The organism is Paraburkholderia sp. IMGN_8, assembly GCF_038050405.1.
In the GTDB taxonomy this organism is placed as follows: Bacteria; Pseudomonadota; Gammaproteobacteria; order Burkholderiales; family Burkholderiaceae; genus Paraburkholderia.
The window spans coordinates 1,766,715-1,784,666 of the sequence record NZ_CP150901.1; the positions used below are offsets into that span (position 1 = coordinate 1,766,715).

At 61.7% G+C, this 17,952-nt stretch carries 13 protein-coding genes; 7 read left to right on the top strand and 6 right to left on the bottom strand.

What is annotated here, in order from left to right; all coding sequences use genetic code 11:
• Positions 1 to 46: 46 nt before the first annotated feature.
• From WN982_RS29165 to WN982_RS29175, 3 genes are all read right to left on the bottom strand, one after another.
• A complete protein-coding gene (locus WN982_RS29165) occupies positions 47 to 376 on the bottom strand; it encodes an NIPSNAP family protein (protein ID WP_341319036.1) in 330 nt (109 codons plus the stop codon).
• 147 nt (positions 377 to 523) lie between these two features.
• The gene (locus WN982_RS29170) at positions 524 to 2,074 is read right to left on the bottom strand and encodes an MFS transporter (RefSeq protein WP_341319037.1); all 1,551 of its coding nucleotides are present in this window, start codon (positions 2,072 to 2,074) and stop codon (positions 524 to 526) included.
• 346 nt (positions 2,075 to 2,420) lie between these two features.
• The gene (locus WN982_RS29175) at positions 2,421 to 3,857 is read right to left on the bottom strand and encodes a sigma-54 dependent transcriptional regulator (RefSeq protein ID WP_341319038.1); all 1,437 of its coding nucleotides are present in this window, start codon (positions 3,855 to 3,857) and stop codon (positions 2,421 to 2,423) included.
• Positions 3,858 to 5,354: 1,497 nt separating this feature from the next.
• Here WN982_RS29175 and WN982_RS29180 point away from each other — a divergent pair.
• The 5 genes from WN982_RS29180 to WN982_RS29200 all read left to right on the top strand — a co-directional run bounded on the left by WN982_RS29180 (position 5,355) and on the right by WN982_RS29200 (position 11,360).
• On the top strand, positions 5,355 to 5,642 hold the full coding sequence (locus WN982_RS29180) for a hypothetical protein (RefSeq protein ID WP_341319039.1): 288 nt from the start codon (positions 5,355 to 5,357) through the stop codon (positions 5,640 to 5,642).
• A gap of 217 nt (positions 5,643 to 5,859) precedes the next feature.
• Positions 5,860 to 7,041, top strand: a complete 1,182-nt coding sequence (locus WN982_RS29185) for an AAA family ATPase (protein WP_341319040.1) — start codon at positions 5,860 to 5,862, stop codon at positions 7,039 to 7,041.
• Positions 7,042 to 7,538: 497 nt separating this feature from the next.
• The gene (locus WN982_RS29190) at positions 7,539 to 8,150 is read left to right on the top strand and encodes an isoprenylcysteine carboxylmethyltransferase family protein (RefSeq protein WP_341319456.1); all 612 of its coding nucleotides are present in this window, start codon (positions 7,539 to 7,541) and stop codon (positions 8,148 to 8,150) included.
• A 663-nt stretch (positions 8,151 to 8,813) separates the two neighbouring features.
• Positions 8,814 to 9,857: a bifunctional nicotinamide-nucleotide adenylyltransferase/Nudix hydroxylase gene (locus WN982_RS29195; protein ID WP_341319041.1), complete on the top strand. Its 1,044-nt coding sequence runs from the start codon at positions 8,814 to 8,816 to the stop codon at positions 9,855 to 9,857.
• Between the two features lie 60 nt (positions 9,858 to 9,917).
• Complete coding sequence (locus WN982_RS29200; RefSeq protein ID WP_341319042.1) at positions 9,918 to 11,360, top strand: nicotinate phosphoribosyltransferase; 1,443 nt, start codon at positions 9,918 to 9,920, stop codon at positions 11,358 to 11,360.
• A gap of 237 nt (positions 11,361 to 11,597) precedes the next feature.
• Here the strand turns inward: WN982_RS29200 and WN982_RS29205 are convergent, their stop codons facing one another.
• The 3 genes from WN982_RS29205 to WN982_RS29215 form a co-directional block, all read right to left on the bottom strand.
• On the bottom strand, positions 11,598 to 12,728 hold the full coding sequence (locus tag WN982_RS29205; protein ID WP_341313135.1) for an IS481 family transposase: 1,131 nt from the start codon (positions 12,726 to 12,728) through the stop codon (positions 11,598 to 11,600).
• A gap of 1,029 nt (positions 12,729 to 13,757) precedes the next feature.
• Positions 13,758 to 15,590 carry an ATP-binding cassette domain-containing protein gene (locus tag WN982_RS29210; RefSeq protein WP_341319043.1) on the bottom strand — a complete coding sequence of 611 codons (1,833 nt, stop codon included), beginning with the start codon at positions 15,588 to 15,590 and terminating at the stop codon, positions 13,758 to 13,760.
• Positions 15,591 to 15,594: 4 nt separating this feature from the next.
• Positions 15,595 to 16,470 carry an extracellular solute-binding protein gene (locus WN982_RS29215; protein WP_341319044.1) on the bottom strand — a complete coding sequence of 292 codons (876 nt, stop codon included), beginning with the start codon at positions 16,468 to 16,470 and terminating at the stop codon, positions 15,595 to 15,597.
• A 286-nt stretch (positions 16,471 to 16,756) separates the two neighbouring features.
• Here WN982_RS29215 and WN982_RS29220 point away from each other — a divergent pair, with 286 nt between their 5' ends.
• Together WN982_RS29220 and WN982_RS29225 are read left to right on the top strand one after the other, a co-directional pair.
• Positions 16,757 to 17,245: a molybdopterin-dependent oxidoreductase gene (locus WN982_RS29220; RefSeq protein ID WP_341319045.1), complete on the top strand. Its 489-nt coding sequence runs from the start codon at positions 16,757 to 16,759 to the stop codon at positions 17,243 to 17,245.
• 54 nt (positions 17,246 to 17,299) lie between these two features.
• Positions 17,300 to 17,923, top strand: a complete 624-nt coding sequence (locus tag WN982_RS29225) for a nitrogen fixation protein NifQ (RefSeq protein ID WP_341319046.1) — start codon at positions 17,300 to 17,302, stop codon at positions 17,921 to 17,923.
• Positions 17,924 to 17,952: the final 29 nt, after the last annotated feature.

The window sequence follows — 17,952 nt, forward strand, 5'->3', positions numbered from 1 at the left end:
ACCGCCATAGGCAAACAGAAAACCCCCTCGGGACGAGAAAAACCTACTAATTGGCATTCAAACCAAAAGCCCCCTCAACAACCTCAGTAAAACTCCTTTCTTCCCGAAGAATAAACCTCCTCTCCTGAGCAAATCGAAAATTAGCGACCGCCTCATCATCACCCCGAAGCCGTGCGCGATAAGCCTCATACCCGGCAAGGGTATCAAACCGAATCAACCCCCAGGCAACATCATTAGTCCCTTCATGGGGCAAAAAATACCCAATCAGAAACCCGCCGCAGCGCGGAATAATCCTCCCCCAGTTTTCGGCATATTCCTTGAAAGCATCTCGTTGAAAAGGATCGATCTGGTAGCGAATAAAACAGGTAATAGCCATGAGCAAAACCCCCGGGAAACAGAAAAATTGTCCGATAAGACAGGAATCAGTATCCCGCCCCGGGGAGCTAAAACGTTTCACCTCGACATGAACTGTCGCGGAACAGCGAACACCCCGCCGCAGTCAGCAAGCGCAAAAACCGGAATGTCACCCGCGCGAGCGAAGAGTAGAAACAGCCACCCCGGCCCCCGCCAGCGCGCAAACAGCGGACACCATCGCCACCGCCCGCAAAGCCGCGCCAAGCGCATCAGCTTCCCCGCTGCCAGCCGGCAAAACACCGACCGCCGCCGCACGCGGCTGATCACGCCGCGCGCTCAGCGCCGCATCATGTGACCACACAAACACAATCCCCAACACGGCGACCGCCAGCAATCCCGCCACCCGCGCAACGGCGTTGTTGATCCCGGACGCGACGCCCGTGCGATCGGCGCTCACCGCGGTCATCACCGTGGTCGTCAGCGGGGCAACGGTGACGGTCATTCCAAGACCAAGCACCGTCAGCGCTGGAAAAAAACCGCTCCAATAAGCGCCGCGCACCCACGGCAGCGCCAGCATCCCAAAGCCAAGCCCCGCTATCACCGGTCCAGCGGTGAGCAATGCCCGTGCGCCGTAACGGCTCGTCAGCTCGCCAGTGAAACGCGACAGCAGGCCGATCGTGACTGGCACCGGCAACAGGGCCGCGCCCGCTTCAGTGGCACTGTAGCCATAGGCGCGAATCAGCGTGAACGGTAAAAAGAACAATGCGCCGCCCAAGCCGAAGTACAGCAGCAGCGTCACCAGATTCGCACCGACGAAATCACGTGAACGGAACACGTCGAGCGGCATCATCGGTGAACGGCTCTTCGCCTCGATCGCGAGAAAGCCGGCAAGCACGATCAGGCCCGCGACAATCGCGGCGAGCACGCGGCGGTCGCCAAAGCCGCGCGTCGATGCGATCGTCAGGCCGTAAGTTAGCGCGGCGAGGCCGGCTGCAGCCGTGGTGGCGCCGAGCCAATCGAGCTGGTCGGGAGCGTCGGATTGGCGACTGTCCGGCACCGCCAGGGTCGCCAGCGCGATCGTCGCGCACGCAATCGGCACGTTCAGAAAGAAAATTGCCCGCCACGAAAACGCATCGACGAGCCAGCCGCCCGCCACCGGCCCGACCGCCGACGTGATCGCGCCGACGCCGGCCCAGGTGCCGATCGCCCGGCCGCGTTCCTTGTCGTCGAACACCGCGCCGATGATCGCGAGACTGCTCGGCACCAGCAACGCCGCACCAACGCCTTGCACCGCACGCGCCGCGATCAGCGCGCCCGCGCCCGGCGCGAAGCCGCAGCCAATCGACGCCAGCGTGAACAAACCGATACCCGCGACGAACACGGTGCGCCGGCCGAGCTTGTCGCCGAGCGAGCCGCCCACCAGCACGAGCGCGCCGAGAAACAGCAGATACGCGTTGACGACCCATTGGATCGCCGCGACGCTCGCCCCCAGTTCGCTCTGGATCGAAGGCAGCGCGACGTTGACCACCGAGCCGTCGATGAATGCCATGCTCGAGCCGAGGATGGTCGCGGCCAACGCCACCCGTTTGCGGCGGCACGGGTGGTCGAAGCTGAGAGGCTGAGCGCGGATGACGAGCGTGTCACAAGGACTCGCCTGCGCGGGAAGCAGGGACGACGGACGGCGCGCAGTCGCCGGAAAGTGCTGATGCTGATCGGCCAAGTCCACTCCTATGCGGATGAACGGCTTCCAGCATAGCAACGCAGTGGCGTGTCCGATAGGCAGGTAACCAGGCCGTCACCTGGATCACCACCCGCCGGCCGTGCCTGCGAGCCGGACAAGGCCCGAAAAAAAATTTGCACCCCCCGCGAATCCGTATGCGAAATCCGCGCCTCCTAGGGTCTGTTCACATATGAAACGCGCCTGCGAACGCCCGAAACGGGCTGCAGTGCAAGGCGTGAGGAGCGCCGTTTGGCCGCGCCAGACAAGCGACGAGCGACGCCGCAATGCGGCCCGTTTGCTGGGGTGAGCGGCCGGCGGGCCACTGGGGCCGCGGGCGACTGTGGGGCTAGACCAGCGATGGCGCCTGCCGCTCCGCCTCGCCGTCGGCATCCGCGCCGCCGTTCGCACTTGACGCGCGTCCGGCCGGCTGGTCCTGGTGCAGACGGTTCGCGTGCATCAGGCGATATAGCGTCGCCCGCGAAATGCCGAGCTCAGCCGCTGCTTCGGAGAACTTGTAGCCGTGCCGCTGCAGTGCGTGCTCGATCGCATCTTTCTCGGCTTTGCTGCGGATTTCCGCCAGCGTCACGGCCCGTTCGTTCGTGGATTCCGGCAAGCCGAGATCGCTTGCCGTGATAAAGCGCCCGTCGCTCATCACGACCGCGCGACGCACGCAGTTGATCAGCTCACGCACATTGCCCGGCCACGGATAGTTTGCCATTGCGACGATCGCGTCGCTCGACAACCCGCGCAGCTTGCGTGCGCCGTCCTGCTTGTACATGCTGAGTGCAAAGTTGGCGAGCAGCTTGATGTCGCCGCCGCGTTCGCGCAACGGCGGCTCGACGAGCCGCAGCACGCATAGGCGGTGATACAGGTCGGACCGGAAACGGCCGTCTTCGACCGCCTTGTCCAGATCGACGTGGGTCGCCGAAATAACGCGCACATCGACCTTGATGGTGCCGCTACCGCCCAGCCGCTCGATGGTGCCTTCCTGCAGAAAGCGTAGCAGCACCGCCTGGCATTCATGCGGCATATCGCCGATCTCGTCGAGAAAGAGCGTGCCGCCATTGGCGCTTTCGATCCGGCCGATCTTGCGTTGCAGCGCACCGGTAAAGGCGCCGCGCTCGTGGCCGAACAATTCGGCCTGGAGGAGGCTCGGCGGAATTGCCGCGCAATTGATCGCGACGAACGCCTGGCCGGCGCGCGGCGAGCGCTCGTGAATCGCACTGGCGGTCAGTTCCTTGCCGGTACCCGACTCACCGGCGATGAACACTGGCGCATCGGTCACTCCGCATTTATCGATCCGCCGGTACAACTGCTGCATCGCTTCGCATTGCCCGATCATGCCGTGCCGCCCGAGTGACGGCTCCGGCAAAACCTCCGCATGCCGCAGGCTCGACAGCCCGTGCGCGTGACCGAGCGCGAAAACGAGCCGGTCGTTCAACCACGGCCGGGTCACGAAATCGAAGCAATAGTCGAGGATGAAGCGGCTGACCAGTTCGTCTTCGGCCTGCCCCGGTGCGATTTGCGCGACCCAGTTGGTCTCGACGCGCCGCATGCACGACGCCAGCGCCGACAGATGCCGCGAGCTGCAATTGCCGGGCAATTCGACAAGCCCTACCTTGATGTTGTCGCGCTCGATCATGCGTTCGGCGATGGCGGTGCTTTTGGCATGCACCGCATGCCAGCCCGAAGCCGCAAGAAAATTGGCGAGATTCTGGTCGGGCGAGTTCGACACATAGAGCACGGTGCGCTCCGTGTCGCCAGGTGTGCAGGTCGTATTCATGTAACCCCCGGTTCGATACTGCTCTCTCGACTGCTATTCGATGCATTGGGCGGGTCGGCAAGAGTTACCGACCCTCGGCCAACTGAGCCAGCCGGTCCGTCTGCACGGACTCGAGCATGGTTTTTCGTAGCCGCGTTCGAGCTCTGCTGCGGGTGCCCGGCGGTCACGCATTCACGGTAGCGGCAATGGCGGGGGCATGGCGCAGCGGCGCGAGCCGCTGGTTGCACGCATGGGACAGAAAGCGGAACAGCGCGCGGCGCGGAATCCGCTAAACGAACTCATCCCCGAATTACAAAACCGTTACACCTCGTTGACCTGATTAAAGGCGCTCTATGTGGCGCTTGCCTTAACGATAAGCGAAAGATTTTTCGAGCGCTATACAAACAAATCTGGATTCAGAAACAATTTCGACGTGATGCCCTATCTGGACTTGCCGTTCATAAACAGTCCGGCAATCTCCGCTGTGAGCGGCGTCCCGCACGGCAATGCGAGCGGCTGCGCGTCAATCTTGCGACGGATACGACGTGTCGAGGCCGCCGCGTCTCAGGTATGCGACAAATCGGGCGGCATGCCGAAATGGCAGCTTGGTGTGCCGAGGCGTCGGCACGTTTGAACGGACCTCACGGCAAAGCGTTGCCGGAAGTGGCGCGTAAGGGTTTTCATCCGGCGCGATAACACGAGCCGCATATCCGCCGTGCGTGAGCGCGTCCGCGGAATACGTGTCGCGCACGAATCATCGCGTGACGCGAAGTACCGTCCGGCACCGTGCGCAGCACCACACATTGCCGTCCGGCAAGGGTTTGAGTACAGGTGGCATAGCCGTTGCGATAGGTGATTCGCAAGCGAAAAAATACATTGCAGTCGGGAAGCCGGAAGCGCGGGGACGCAGCCGGTAAAAATAGCCGACGGCAATCACGGACTTCGTAGGCGCGACCGGGGAAAGTCAATGCGCCCTACGAGGCTGCGGCGGGGCCACTGATAAATGGACGTCCAAAAAAGACGGGACGAATGATCGATACGGCGTATCGGCTGTTCGTGACCGGGATGACGTGATGCGATGACCTCGCCACTTTTTTCGTCCTGCTGGACGGACCTGAGGCAGCGTGATCCGGTTGAGCTGTGTGCGACGCAACTGGCACTGCTCACTGTACTGCGCTGTGGGACATGCATACGCACACGGTTTCGACCTGGACGAGTCTTCGAACCAGGCCTCTCGATCTGTGCGATCGGCGCAGTAGTGCGATGGGGACCCGGCTCTACGGAGCGGCAATAACGACAGGCAGCGTGCTCGCGTTGTTCACCGGCGCGCGACGAACAAAACAGGGAAGGGGCAGTGCACGGTCAGGGCCGGCCGGCGCGAAGTAGCGGAGAGGAATGGCCTGAGTCTCCATAGAGAGGCGCACGTTACGAGGATAACCAGGGGCCGTGTCTGTGCATTTGCGCAGGCGCGGTCCGCCTTGAACCGGCCTTGGTCAGGCCTATCATTCGGGGGTTGTCATGAATGAGAACAGCAAGCTGGCCCTATCGCGGCCGGACCGCCGCATCGCGGATCGCGGTGCCAATCTCTCTTATCAGCGTCATTTTGCGCCACCTCGTGCGTTGTTCGCCGCGCCGCCGGTCGATTTGCTGACGCTCGTGATCGCTGACGCGATAAAGCGCAAGGCTCAGGCAGAGATTCAGGGCGACGCGCTGCGCGACGCGATGTACGAGATCCCGGCTTCAGCCGAACGAGGCCGCGATCGAAGCCCCGACATCCGCTGGCCCGATCCCGACGAGTACACCTGATACGCAACCGTCTGCCCGGCTCCGGTGTCGGCGCTGCCAGCATGATCGCGTAAGGCCGCAGTGGCTCTCGCGCGATCATCGGCGTGAGCGTGGGCACCGCTATGCCGATGCTGACCAGCGCCGTTTCCGGCGCGCTCGGGGCCGAGCGCATCGTCGAACTGGCGCACGCTTTCGCGGCGTTGCCAACGCAATAGGATCGAACCAGCGGAGAGTCCATATGATCGACATCCTCCTGATTTCGTCCAGCACGGAACGTGCGTCGCATATCGGCGTGCGCCTCGACGACAGCGGTGTTGTGTATCGGTTGCGCATCGTTCACGGCACGGCCAGGCACCTGCGCGTACACGCCGCCGCGATCAGGCGGGCCGATTTGCTGATCGTCGACGATGTCGATCTGACGGCGCGCGACCTGGCCGGCGTCGAGGAGACGCTGGCCTGCACGCCGAATCTGCATTGCATGCTGGTGACGCCGGCGCCATCTAGCGCGCTGCTGACGGCGGCAACTCGCATCGGTGTGCGGCACGTGCTGTCGTGGCCGCTTGACAACCGCCAGATCGTCGACGTGCTCGTCCATCTCGACGCGAAGAAAAACGCGGACGCGCGCCGCACTGGCCACGTCGTGTCGCTTGCTTCATGCAAGGGCGGCAGCGGCGCCACGCTGATCGCGGTGAATCTCGCTTACACGCTCGCCGTGCTGCGCGACAAACGTGTGCTGTTGCTCGACCTCAACCAGCAGTTCGCCGACGCCAGCCTGCTGGTGGCGAACAGGCCGCCGCCTGCGACGCTCGTCGACGTATGCGCACAGATCGACCGGCTCGACCCCGCCTTCCTCGAAACGTGCGTGATGCGAGTGCACGCGGGCTTCGACGTGCTGGCGGGCGCAGGCGATCCGCTCAAGGCCGCCGAAATGCGGCCTGCGCAGCTGGAGAGAATTCTCTTGCTGGTGCGCGAGCAATACGACGCAGTGCTGATCGACATCGGGCAAAGCATTAATCCGCTCGCGATCCACGCGCTCGACCACAGCGATTCGATCTGCATGGTCGTGCGGCAAGACACGCCGTACCTGCACGCAGGGCGCCGCATGCTCGATATTTTCAGGGGACTCGGCTACCCGGCGAGCAAGGTGAGGGTGGTCGTGAATCAATACGACAAGAACGCGAGGATCAGCCTGCCGACGCTAGAGGAAACCCTCGGTGCGAAGATAGCGCATCAACTGCCGCGCGACGAAAAACACGTGAAAGAGGCGCTCGATCAAGGTGTGCCGCTCGTCACCTCGGCCAAAGACAGCACGCTGGCGCAAGGCATCGGCCTGCTGACCGACTTGCTGTGGCCGGCCAGTGCCGGGTCGCGCAAAGGCACGCCAGGCCGCCTGTTCCCGATGTGGCCTGATGTGGCCTGATGTGCCGCCGCAGTTGAGGACAGGGCATTGACGCAATACGACAGCGTAGACCATCATGTCGTCGCCGGCCACCGCCACGCAGCCGTCGAGTACGACCGCGCATGGCGTGATCTGGATTGCTGGATTGCCACCGGGATTCAGCGAACCAGCAATCGGCATTTTCAGATCGGATGCAGAACCTGTATACGATGACGATGTAGTGATTAGAAAAAAACAAAGGGGCGGGATGCAATGAACAAAACAGCGGCACAGAAACGTCAGGGAAAGTCGATCGGTATTGCCGCTGCGAAGGCGGCAGACTCGAAGCCGTGCCTTACGCGACTGGCTTCGCAAGTCATTTGCATATAAAGAACGAGCGCGCCATGACAAAGACGACGCCTTTGGCGGGGATTGGCAGCGACGGCAGCCTTGCGGAAACCGTGGTCGTCGAACCGGCGGCCGCGTCACTCGAAACGCCTTGCGTCGACGCTGCTGAACACGCGTTGCCGGGTGGCGGAATGCGCGAGGCGTCGGTGGAGATCCTGGCTCGCGTGGGCGCCGCGCTCCTGCTGAGCTTCTTTGCGTATGGGGCGATCATCCAATGGCGCGCGGCGCCCACGCGCATCACGCTCTTGCTGGTGGTGGTGGGCGCTTTCCTGACCGTGGGTTTGTCGTTATTTGCGCGTGTGCCGACTCAACGTGACTGGCGCCCATTCGCCTTCATTTGTTCGATCGGCGGCACTTTTTATTTTCTGGCGGTGCGACTTTCGCCTGGCACCCAACTCGTGCCGGAAGCGATCGGCGCGTCGTTGCAGTTGCTGGGGATTTTCTGGCAACTATTCGCGAAGGTATCGCTGCGCCGCTCGTTCGGCATTTTGCCTGCCAATCGCGGCGTTGTTTCGCGCGGCGCGTACCGCTTCGTCCGTCATCCGATGTACCTGGGCTATTTCGCCATGGACATTGGCTTTCTGCTGGTGAATTTCGGCGTACAGAACATGATCGTATACGGCTGCCAGTTCGCGTTGCAGATCGGGCGAATCGTGCGTGAGGAACAACTCCTATCCACCGATAGTCACTATCGAGCCTACAGGAGCAAGGTACGTTACCGCGTGATTCCCGGCGTGTTCTGAACCGGGACATCAGGTCAAACGAACGGCGCGGCCGCGCAATTCCGGCCGCGCCGTTCCCTTTTGCATCAGTGACACGCCGGGGCGTGCCCGGCGTCCACAACATCGCCGAGGACGACGGCGCTGTGTCGAGCGAACTGGCGAAGCGCGTATTCGGGTGGCGCGCAAATTGGAGGGTGGGGCGCGGAAGGGGAGAGGGAAGAATGACGCCGCAAGCGCGTACCTCCAATCGGTGTTGAGAAGTACCGCTACGGCGCGCGCAGCGCCGCCGGAAGAATGACTGCCTTGTCACCAGGGTGGAATGTGCGAGAACACAGATTCCAGATGCACCACTACCGTGACTGCGCGGCGGACCCGCTTAAAAATTAGCGGTTTTAGCCGCTTTCTTTTGCCTACTTTTCTTTGCGGCCGGCAAAGAAAAGTAGGTGCCGCCCCGCACAGGGGCAACACTAATAAACCAATAACAAATCAAGGAAAGGCCGACGCCGTAGGCAAACAGAGGGGAGGGCCACCGCCGTAGGCAAACAGAGGAGAGGACCCCCGCCGTAGGCATACAGAAAAACAGACCAACAAAAAACCCATTGACGACAAAACAATCAAACAAATAACATATCTGTACGGTTAAAGGACAGACCCAAAACCGCCAAAACCTCTTGAGGGAGCCTCATGAGCACAGCATCATCCCCAAAGCGTTTCGACGCAACAATCTTCATTGGCCGCTTCCAACCCCCGCACCGCGGACACCTGGACGTCCTGCACCGGGCATTGGCATTAGCCCAAAAAGTCTGCATCCTCATAGGATCAACAGACAAACCTCGCACGATCAAAGACCCGTTCTCATTCGAAGAGCGCCGCGAAATGCTAGCGTCCATGCTGGACGCAGAGGACCGTGATCGCGTCACCATCACCCCGGTACAAGATTCAACGTACAACGATGGCGACTGGCTCCGTTGGATCCAGGGCGCGGTAGCAACAGAACTCGGCGAAACCTCGGGCAAAAAAATCGCGCTGATAGGCCACGAAAAAGACGCATCTTCGTACTACCTGCGCATGTTCCCGCAGTGGGAACTGATCGATGTGGAGGCAACGGAAGACATCTCCGCCACAGAAATCCGCGAGCAACTATTCGCCGAACGCAGCAACAGCTTCGTGCAATGGGCGGTGCCGGCCCCAGTCTTTGCGTGGCTCGAACAATTCCGCAAGCGGCCCGAATTCGCGCAACTGAAATCCGAAGCCGAATTCATCGCCGGTTATAAAAAGGCCTGGGCCGCGGCGCCCTATCCAGTGACCTTCGTCACGGTCGACGCGTTAGTCGTTCATTCCGGCCACATCCTGCTGGTGCGACGCCGCAGCGAACCCGGCCGCGGCTTGTGGGCGCTGCCGGGAGGCTTCGTCAATCAGGACGAGCGGCTCGAAACCGCATGCATTCGCGAGTTGCGCGAGGAAACCGGGCTGAAACTGCCCGAACCCGTCATGCGTGGTTCGCTGAAGGATCGCCAGGTATTCGACCATCCGCATCGTTCGCTGCGCGGACGTACTATTACACATGCGTTCCTGTTTCACTTTCCGCTCGGCGAATTGCCGCGCGTGAGGGGGAGCGACGACGCCGACAAGGCGCAGTGGATTCCGCTAAACGTATTGGCGACCATGCGCAACGTGATGTTCGAGGATCACTTCGATATCGCTCATCACTTTCTGAGCAAGCTTTGATTGACCCCCTCCGTCGGGATAGACCTGGCGGCAACTCAACGGCCTAGAGGAGTTCTAGCCATGCAAGACGATATCAACGGTCTCAACGATATTTCCTCGATCCTGTCCAATCTGATCCTCAACACGGATTCGTACAAGGCGTCGCACTACCTGCAATATCCGCCTGACGCATCGGCGATGTTTTCGTACATCGAGTCGCGTGGTGGACGCTATGACCGCACGCTGTTCTTCGGCTTGCAGATGCTGATCAAGGAGTATCTGTGCCGCCCCATCACGGCGGCGATGATCGATCAGGCGAAAGCATTTTTCGCGGGCCACGGTGAGCCGTTTAACGAAGCCGGCTGGCGTTATATCGTCGAGCGCTACGACGGTTATTTGCCGGTGCGGATCCGCGCGGTGCCGGAAGGTTCGGTGGTGCCGACGCACAACGTGCTCGTAACGGTCGAATGCGACGACCCGCAGGTGTTCTGGCTGGCCTCGTATCTGGAGACGATGCTGATGCGCGTGTGGTATCCGATTACGGTTGCCACGCAAAGCTGGCATCTGCGCAAGACCATCCGCGGCTATCTTGAGAAGAGCAGTGACGACCTCACGCAACTGCCGTTCAAGCTGCATGACTTCGGCGCGCGCGGCGTGTCGAGCGCGGAGTCGGCGGCGATTGGCGGCTCCGCACACCTCGTCAGTTTCATGGGTTCGGATACGGTGCTCGGCGTGGTTGCGGCGAACCATTACTACAACGAGCCGATGGCGGCGTTTTCGGTGCCGGCTGCCGAGCACAGCACGATCACGGCTTGGGGCCGCGAGCGCGAGACCGATGCGTTTCGCAACATGATTGCGCAGTTCGGCAAGCCGGGGGCGATTGTTTCGGTGGTGTCCGATTCATACGACCTGTTCGCCGCGCTCGAGGTCTGGGGCACGGAACTGAAGCAGGCGGTGCTCGATTCGGGCGGCACGCTGGTGATCCGTCCTGATTCCGGCGATCCGCTGACGATTGTGCTGCAGACCCTGCGGGCGCTCGACGCGTCGTTTGGTTCGACGGTGAACAGCAAGGGCCGCCGTGTGCTCAGCAACGTGAGGGTGATTCAGGGCGACGGCGTGAATCCGGATTCGATTGAGGCCATCCTTGCGGGGATGGATGATGCCGGGTACGCGACGGATAATATTGTGTTTGGAATGGGTGGGGCGTTGTTGCAGCAGATCAATCGCGATACGCAACGGTTTGCGATGAAGTGTTCGGCCATCAAGCTTGGAGATGAGTGGCACGATGTGCGGAAGGATCCTGTTACGGATGCCGGCAAGCGGTCTAAGAAGGGGCGGCTTACTTTGCTGCGGAATCGTCATACAGGTGAGTATCGGACTGCGACGCTGCCGCTCGCCTGGGATGATCGCACCCTTGAGGGTGATTGGGATGAGGCGTTTGTCACAGTGTTTGAGTCCGGCAAGTTAATGATCGATGTGGCGTTTTCTGATGTAAGGGCGAGGGCTCACGCGGGTGAGGGTTAAGGGTTTTTTTGCCTTTGGCGGCGGCATTCTTCTGTGTGCCTACGGCGTTGGGCTTTGCTTTCGTTTTTGTCTACGCGGCGCTCGTGTCTGTGCGCCTGCGGCGGTGGCCTTTCCTTGATTTCTTAGTGGTCTATTTGCGTCGCCCCTGTGCGGGGCAGGCACTTACTTTCTTTGCCGCCGTGTATAGACCGGGGACATGATTGACAAACGTGCGGAGACATCGTTGACACTTTATGGTCAGTGATTCTCGCTCCTCAGGTCAAGGGTGAGGATGCGGTGATGTGCAAACCAGAATTCAAATACGCCGTCTTCGCCCACCTTTGCGCGTGCCGCAACCGGCAGTCCATAAAGTGCGTTCGAGACCTTAAGTTTCCGTCCCTTAAAGCGTAGCTGGCCATCTGACCTGACTCGTAGCACCACGTCGTCCGGGCCGTATTCAGGCTCCTGCAGGATCGATGGATACGCCCGGGGGCTGGGCTTGTAACGGCTGACCGGCGTGTCCATGCCAATCGCCTCGTGCGGACGTTCGCAGTTATACACGGTGCGCCAGCGGTCCAGTTCCTGTTGCACGTGCTCCTGCGTAGCGAAGCTTCGTCCGTTCAGCACTTCAGCCTTCAACGTACGGTGAAACCGCTCATCCTTGCCATTGGTCTGCGGGTGATACGGCCGGCTGTAGCTGATACGGATACCCAGCCGGATCAGCCAGACGGCCAGCTCGGTAAGCTGCCCCGGACTGCTGGGCGAACCCCACGGCGAGCCGTTATCGGTGTTGATGCGCAACGGCAGGCCGTAGTGCCCAAACGCCTCACGTAATCCCGCCTGCACGGTCGAGGTGTCCGTCGGCCCGCAGGCACGCAGCAGGATGCTGAAACGCGAGTGGTCGTCCAGCACCGTCAGGGGGCTGCAACGCTGCTTCTGGAGGGTATCGAAGTGACCCTTGAAATCCATCTGCCAGAGTACGTTGGGCTGCTCGTGTTCAAAGCGCTTCCACGGTTCGCTCATTGCTGAATCGGTCGGCAGGATCAGGTTATGCCGGTGCAGGATGTCGGTCACGGTGCTGGGCTGCGGCACCGCCTCAAAGCCCAGATCCTGCAGGCGCCGACTGATCTTGCGCCCGCCCCAGCGCGGATGGGCCTGGCGCAGCCGCACCACTTCCTGCTCCATGGCAGCGGGAGTCTTCAAGGGGCTGGTGGCTGGGCGCCGTGATTGATCTGACAGCGCGTTCTCGCCACGCTTAAGCCATTTGTAGCCGGTCTGCCGGCTGATGTTGAAGCGCTGGCACAACTCGGTGATCGTCAGGGTGTCCTGACTGGCCAGATGAACAAATTCCTGTCGGAGGCTCATGGTGTCTCTTGCGTTCCAGGGCATGGTCGGGACCGGGCGTTTTAATACCCGGAAGTGTCAACCATGTCCCCGCACACCTGTCAGCTATGTCCCCGGTCTATACACCGCCGCAAAGAAAGTAAGCAAAGAAAGCGGCTTCACCCCGCTAATTCTTAAGCGGGTCCCCTGGCTTGGAGGAGGTAGTGGAGCATCTGGAATCGGTGCCCTCGCACATTCGGCGCTGGTGACAAGGCAGTCATACTTCCGGCGGCGCTGCGCGCGCCGTGGCGGTACTTCATAAAACCATCGGGTGCTCTTTGTGCCTGCGGTTGCTCAGGTGTTACGGCTTGTGTTTGCTGCGTTAGCGTAGCTCGCGGCTGCGTTTCGTTCGGCACTTTTTCGGTGCCTGCGGTGGCTCGCCGCTCGCCCTCAAGCCCCCCATGCCTTGCCGAGGCGCTAGCGTCTCATTCGGAGTGGTAGCTCGTACTCGCACACTTGGGCGCCTCGCCGAGGCGAAGCCGATGGCCCCCACCGCGCGCAAACGAAGTCACTGGTTTCCCTTGCAGACTGTCCCGGCGAGCACGCAGTGCGAGGCGGGAAGGATGATGCCGAAGGCACACATGCCCCATCGGGGTTGGGAAGTACCGCTACGGCGCGCGCAGCGCCGCCGGAAGTAGGACTGCCTTGTCACTCACGCGGAGTGCGCGAGAACACCGATTCCAGATGCTCCACTACCTCCTCCAAGCCAGGGGACCCGCTTAAGAGCTAGCGGTGTGAAGCCGCTTTCTTTGCTTACTTTCTTTGCGGCGGCAAAGAAAGTAAGTGCCTGCCCCGCACAGGGGCGACGCTAATAGACCACTAACAAATCAAGGAAAGACCAACGCTGTAGGCACACAGCCAAAAAGCGCCGAGCAGGCAAACAGCACGGGGGGAAAGCTAATAAACCAATAACAAAACAAGGAAAGGCCAACGCCGCAGGCACACAGACATAAGCGTTGCGTAGACAAAAACGAAAGCAAAGCCCACCGCCGTAGGCACACAGAAGAATGCCACCGCCAAAGGCAAAAACAAACCTCAATCCCAAACCAGAACGCCGTCGGCAAAAATCCCAACCCGACACTCAGCCCCCTCGCGCAAGCGAGCATCTTCACTTGGAATATCAAACCGCAAACCCGCGATATTCACGCGAACATACCGCTCGCCGCGCCGCAGCTCGACGGTGTCGACCAACCCGGAATAACCCCCATCGGGCGAGATAACAATCGAATGAGAAGAAACCCGCCACATCACCCGCTGCCCAGCAGCAAACGCAAACCCACGATCGCTAGTCGCGATTACCAAACCATTGCCGATATCGACCCGCCCCGGCGCCGTAACCACCCCTTCGCCGACATTGTGCAAACCAAGCAATTCAGCCACTCGCATCGAAGCCGGCCGCTCAAAAACGGAATCGATAAAACCCGCCTGCAGCACGCGCCCCTGTTCAACCACCAACACTTCATCCGCGAGCAGTGCAGCTTCATCGGGATCATGCGTGACAATAATCGTCACCGCGGCAATCTCGCGCTGCAACGCCCGCAACGACTGCTGCAACCGCCGCCGCCGCGGCGTATCAAGCGCAGCGAACGGTTCGTCGAACAGCAGTAACTCGCTATGACGTGTCAGCGCCCGCGCAAGCGCCACCCGCTGCCGCTGACCGAACGACAGTTGATGCGGCAAGCGCGCAAGCAGTTGCGCAAGGCCCAGATGGTCGAGCCAGTACCGCGCGCTGGCCGCATCGGCATCGACGGGAAACGCCAATTGCTGCGCCACCGTCATGTGCGGAAACAACCCGTAGTCTTGCGGCATGTAGCCGATCTGACGACGCTCGGGCGGCAGCGTGCTCAAGTCGGTCGCGCCGAGTTGCACAGCACTCGATGCGTTAGATTCGAGCCCGGCAATCAGACGCAATGCCAACGATTTGCCGGAGCCGGACGGCCCGATGATCGCAAGGCTTCGCGTGGCAGGCGCCCACGCTATGTCGAGATCGAATGGACCCAATTGCCGTCGTAACTGGAAGGCGAGGCGCAGATCGGCTGTCTCGGCGCGGCTCGCGGTTGGATTCGCGCTGGGTTCCAACGGGTCGTCGCCGTTTTCGGGTTGTTCGATCGCGGCAACATACCTGCCGCTGTAAATCGACAGCGCCGCGCAGACGATTGCAATCGCGAGCGTCGGCAGCAGCAAGGGCATCATCGCCGGCAAACCCTGGCCGCCGAACACCACATAGGTGTAGACCGGCAACGAATACGGGTGGTATGCAACCATCACGGTCGCGCCGAATTCGCCGAACGCACGCAACCACGCGAGCGCGAGTCCGGCGCGAATCGCCGGCCACGCTACCGGCAGCATGACCCGGAAGAAACGGCTGCCGGCATGGTGGCCGAGCGTCGCCGCGACATCGTCGAGCACCGGGTCGACGGCCGCGAATGCCGATTTCGCGGCGATGATGAGAAACGGCGCGGCCACGAAGATTTCAGCGAGCACGATGCCGGTGAACGAATCCGTCAGCACGCCGCCCGTGAAACGGCCGACCCAGCTGTACGGTCCGAGCAGAAACAGCAGGAGCACGCCGCTCGTGAGGGGCGGCAGCGCCAGCGGCAATTGCACGACGAAACCGAGCAGCGCCACCTTGCGCGCTTTCGAGCGCGCCAGAAAATAACCGAGCGGCACGCCGCCCAGCAGAATCACGAGCGACGCCACACTTGCGCTCGCCGCAGACACGCCGACTGCCGACCACGTTGCGCGCCAATCGACATTCGCCCAATCAGCGGCACCGAGTTGCGGCACGCTCGCGATGAACGGCGCGCACAGATAGACGGCAAGGAGCGCCGCCAGCCACAGCAGCGGTCGCGCGGCGGTACGTTTCACCGCGTTACTGTGCGGCGTCGATCACGGCCTGCACCGTGAGCGGCATCGCTTGCACGTTGCCGCTCACGGTGGGCTTGCTGACGTCCACGCCGTGCTGCTTCAACAGCGCGCGGCCCTGTGCGCTCAGCAGAAAGTCGACGAAGCTGCTCGCGCCCGCATGGTTCGGCGCGTCGCTGAGAATCGTCAGCGTGTAGCTGGCCTTGGCCTGCAATTCGGGCGCCGGGCGGATCGCCGGAATCTTCAGGTCGGAGGTCTCAGTCGAGTAGAAGAAGCCGGCGTCGAGCTGGCCGGATTGCAGGCGGCCAACCAAGGTTTCCTCGGGCAAAACCTGCGCGGGATTTTCCGCCGCGCCGAGCGTTTTCTCGACGAGGTCGGGCTGATGGTAGAGCTCACTCGCTTTGGTCACCATCTCGACGGTGAACGCGCCCTTCGGATCGAGCTTCGGATCGGTGCGGCCGACGCGGATGCCCGGCTCCTGCAAGACCTGATCCCAGCGCTTGCTCTTGAAGTCCGCGGCGAATTTGCTTCGCGGGTTATAGCCGATCATCAGCGGCGACTCGGCGAAGTTCACGTACCACGTGACGTGATCGCCGTTCGCTTCACCCATCAGGCTGCCGTTCACCTTCGGGCTCGCGCTGATGAACACGTCGCCGCGCCGCAGCTTGCCCTTGATCTCGTTGGCGATCTTATTCGAGCCCGCCGCATAGCCGCGGAACTGCTGGCCGGTGGCTTTCTCGAAGGCCGGGCCGACGCTGCGCTCCATCAGATTGACGAGCGAGCCGGCGTACAGCACGTTGACCGTGTTGTCTTGCGCGAAGGCGGGTGCAGCCGTCACCACGCCGGTGACAACCGCGAGAGATGCGAGCAGCTTGCGGATCATGCGATAACCCCGATGCGTTATTAAGAGCGCTATATTACGACGTCATCGCATTGTGTTGTCAGTCCGCGCAATCAATTGAGCGGGAAGATCCGCACGTAACTTGTGCCGCCGACGCTGCCTGCCTCCTGAGCGGCCTCGATGACGTTGTTTTTTGCAGCCGATATGTCCGGCGATATATTGCGTATCGATGCCGTTTCGTACCGCGGGCTATCATCGCAGCGTAATATACGAACGGACATAACGAATGAACAAGCCGGTCAGGTATCAATGCTGGAGATAACCGCCTATGCACAGCGTCGATGTGATTACCGCGCCTCCCGCCGAAGGCGCGCTCGTCCTGAGCGGGCGGTTGCAGCGCTCGCTGTCTTTGGATCTGGCACAGCTCAAGCGCTACGAAAGCGTAGTGGCCAAACCGTTCGATTTGCGTTGCTACACGACGGATTGTTTTATCCGTAGCGTCGAGCCGTATCGCGGCGTGCGTTTGACGACCTTGCTAACGGACGCGGGTCTGCCGAACGACGTGCCCGGTGAGTTCAAGCGCACGGTGTTCGTGGCGGTGGGGCACGATGGCTATGTCGTGACATTCTCGTGGCATGAACTGTTCAACACGCCAGTCGGCGAACACGTGCTTGTCGCTTACGAATGCGGCGGCCGCGCGCTCGACGCCGAAGACGGCGCGCCGATCCTGTTTTCCGGCGCGGACATCTTGCCTGCGCCGCGCCACGTCAAACGCCTCGCGCGAATCGAAGCGCACGTGCTGCGGGCTTCGACGTAAGCGATCCGGGCGGCTGGCGTAATATGGTTCGCTGCTTACCTCCGGGTTGCTTCTATGCCTGACGATCCGCTTTCACGCCTGGCGGCTGTCCCCGCACCTGGCGCCGAACCGCCTTCGCCGTTCGACGCGAAGGTGGCCGCGCGTACGGATGAGTGGCTGGCGGCAGCCACGGACACCGCGTCGGCCGACACCCAGCTTTTCGCCAAACTGGTCGCCGCGCGCGATGTGCGCAACGAACTCGCGCTGCTCGGCTTGCAGACGCCGGCGTGGCGTGCGCTGCTGGCGCGGCATTTCGTACACGTCGCCGCGCCGGCATTGCCGCTTGCCGTCAATAGCAGCGCGCACGCGTACTTCGTCGACACGCTGAACGCGCTGCTGCTCACCCATACCAGCGCCGCAGTCCATGCGGACGACGCTAGCTGCCTTGCCTCGATCATCGCCCATGCATGCTTGCGGCCGGACCACCTCTGGCGCGATCTCGGCCTGACCGGCCGCGAAGAAGTCACGTGGATGCTGACGCGTTATTTCCCCACCTTGGTCGTGTTGAATATCGCCGACCTGCGCTGGAAGAAATTCCTTGCTCAGCAACGCGCGCTTTCGCTTGGCTTGCCGCCTGGTCCCGCACCAGGTTGCCCGGGGTGCGAAGACTACGGATATTGCTTCGGGGACCGTCAATAACGTCCGTTCAGCCAGGATGGCGGCGCGAG

Excerpts from the sequence above, each read along its gene's own strand:
- WN982_RS29225 (WP_341319046.1), top strand. The coding sequence starts at position 17,300 with ATGCCTGACGATCCGCTTTCACGCCTGGCGGCTGTCCCCGCACCTGGC.
- WN982_RS29200 (WP_341319042.1), top strand. The coding sequence starts at position 9,918 with ATGCAAGACGATATCAACGGTCTCAACGATATTTCCTCGATCCTGTCC.
- WN982_RS29180 (WP_341319039.1), top strand. The coding sequence starts at position 5,355 with ATGAATGAGAACAGCAAGCTGGCCCTATCGCGGCCGGACCGCCGCATC.
- WN982_RS29205 (WP_341313135.1), bottom strand. The coding sequence starts at position 12,728 with ATGCCCTGGAACGCAAGAGACACCATGAGCCTCCGACAGGAATTTGTT.
- WN982_RS29220 (WP_341319045.1), top strand. The coding sequence starts at position 16,757 with ATGCACAGCGTCGATGTGATTACCGCGCCTCCCGCCGAAGGCGCGCTC.
- WN982_RS29175 (WP_341319038.1), bottom strand. The coding sequence starts at position 3,857 with ATGAATACGACCTGCACACCTGGCGACACGGAGCGCACCGTGCTCTAT.
- WN982_RS29195 (WP_341319041.1), top strand. The coding sequence starts at position 8,814 with ATGAGCACAGCATCATCCCCAAAGCGTTTCGACGCAACAATCTTCATT.
- WN982_RS29165 (WP_341319036.1), bottom strand. The coding sequence starts at position 376 with ATGGCTATTACCTGTTTTATTCGCTACCAGATCGATCCTTTTCAACGA.
- WN982_RS29190 (WP_341319456.1), top strand. The coding sequence starts at position 7,539 with ATGCGCGAGGCGTCGGTGGAGATCCTGGCTCGCGTGGGCGCCGCGCTC.
- WN982_RS29185 (WP_341319040.1), top strand. The coding sequence starts at position 5,860 with ATGATCGACATCCTCCTGATTTCGTCCAGCACGGAACGTGCGTCGCAT.
- WN982_RS29215 (WP_341319044.1), bottom strand. The coding sequence starts at position 16,470 with ATGATCCGCAAGCTGCTCGCATCTCTCGCGGTTGTCACCGGCGTGGTG.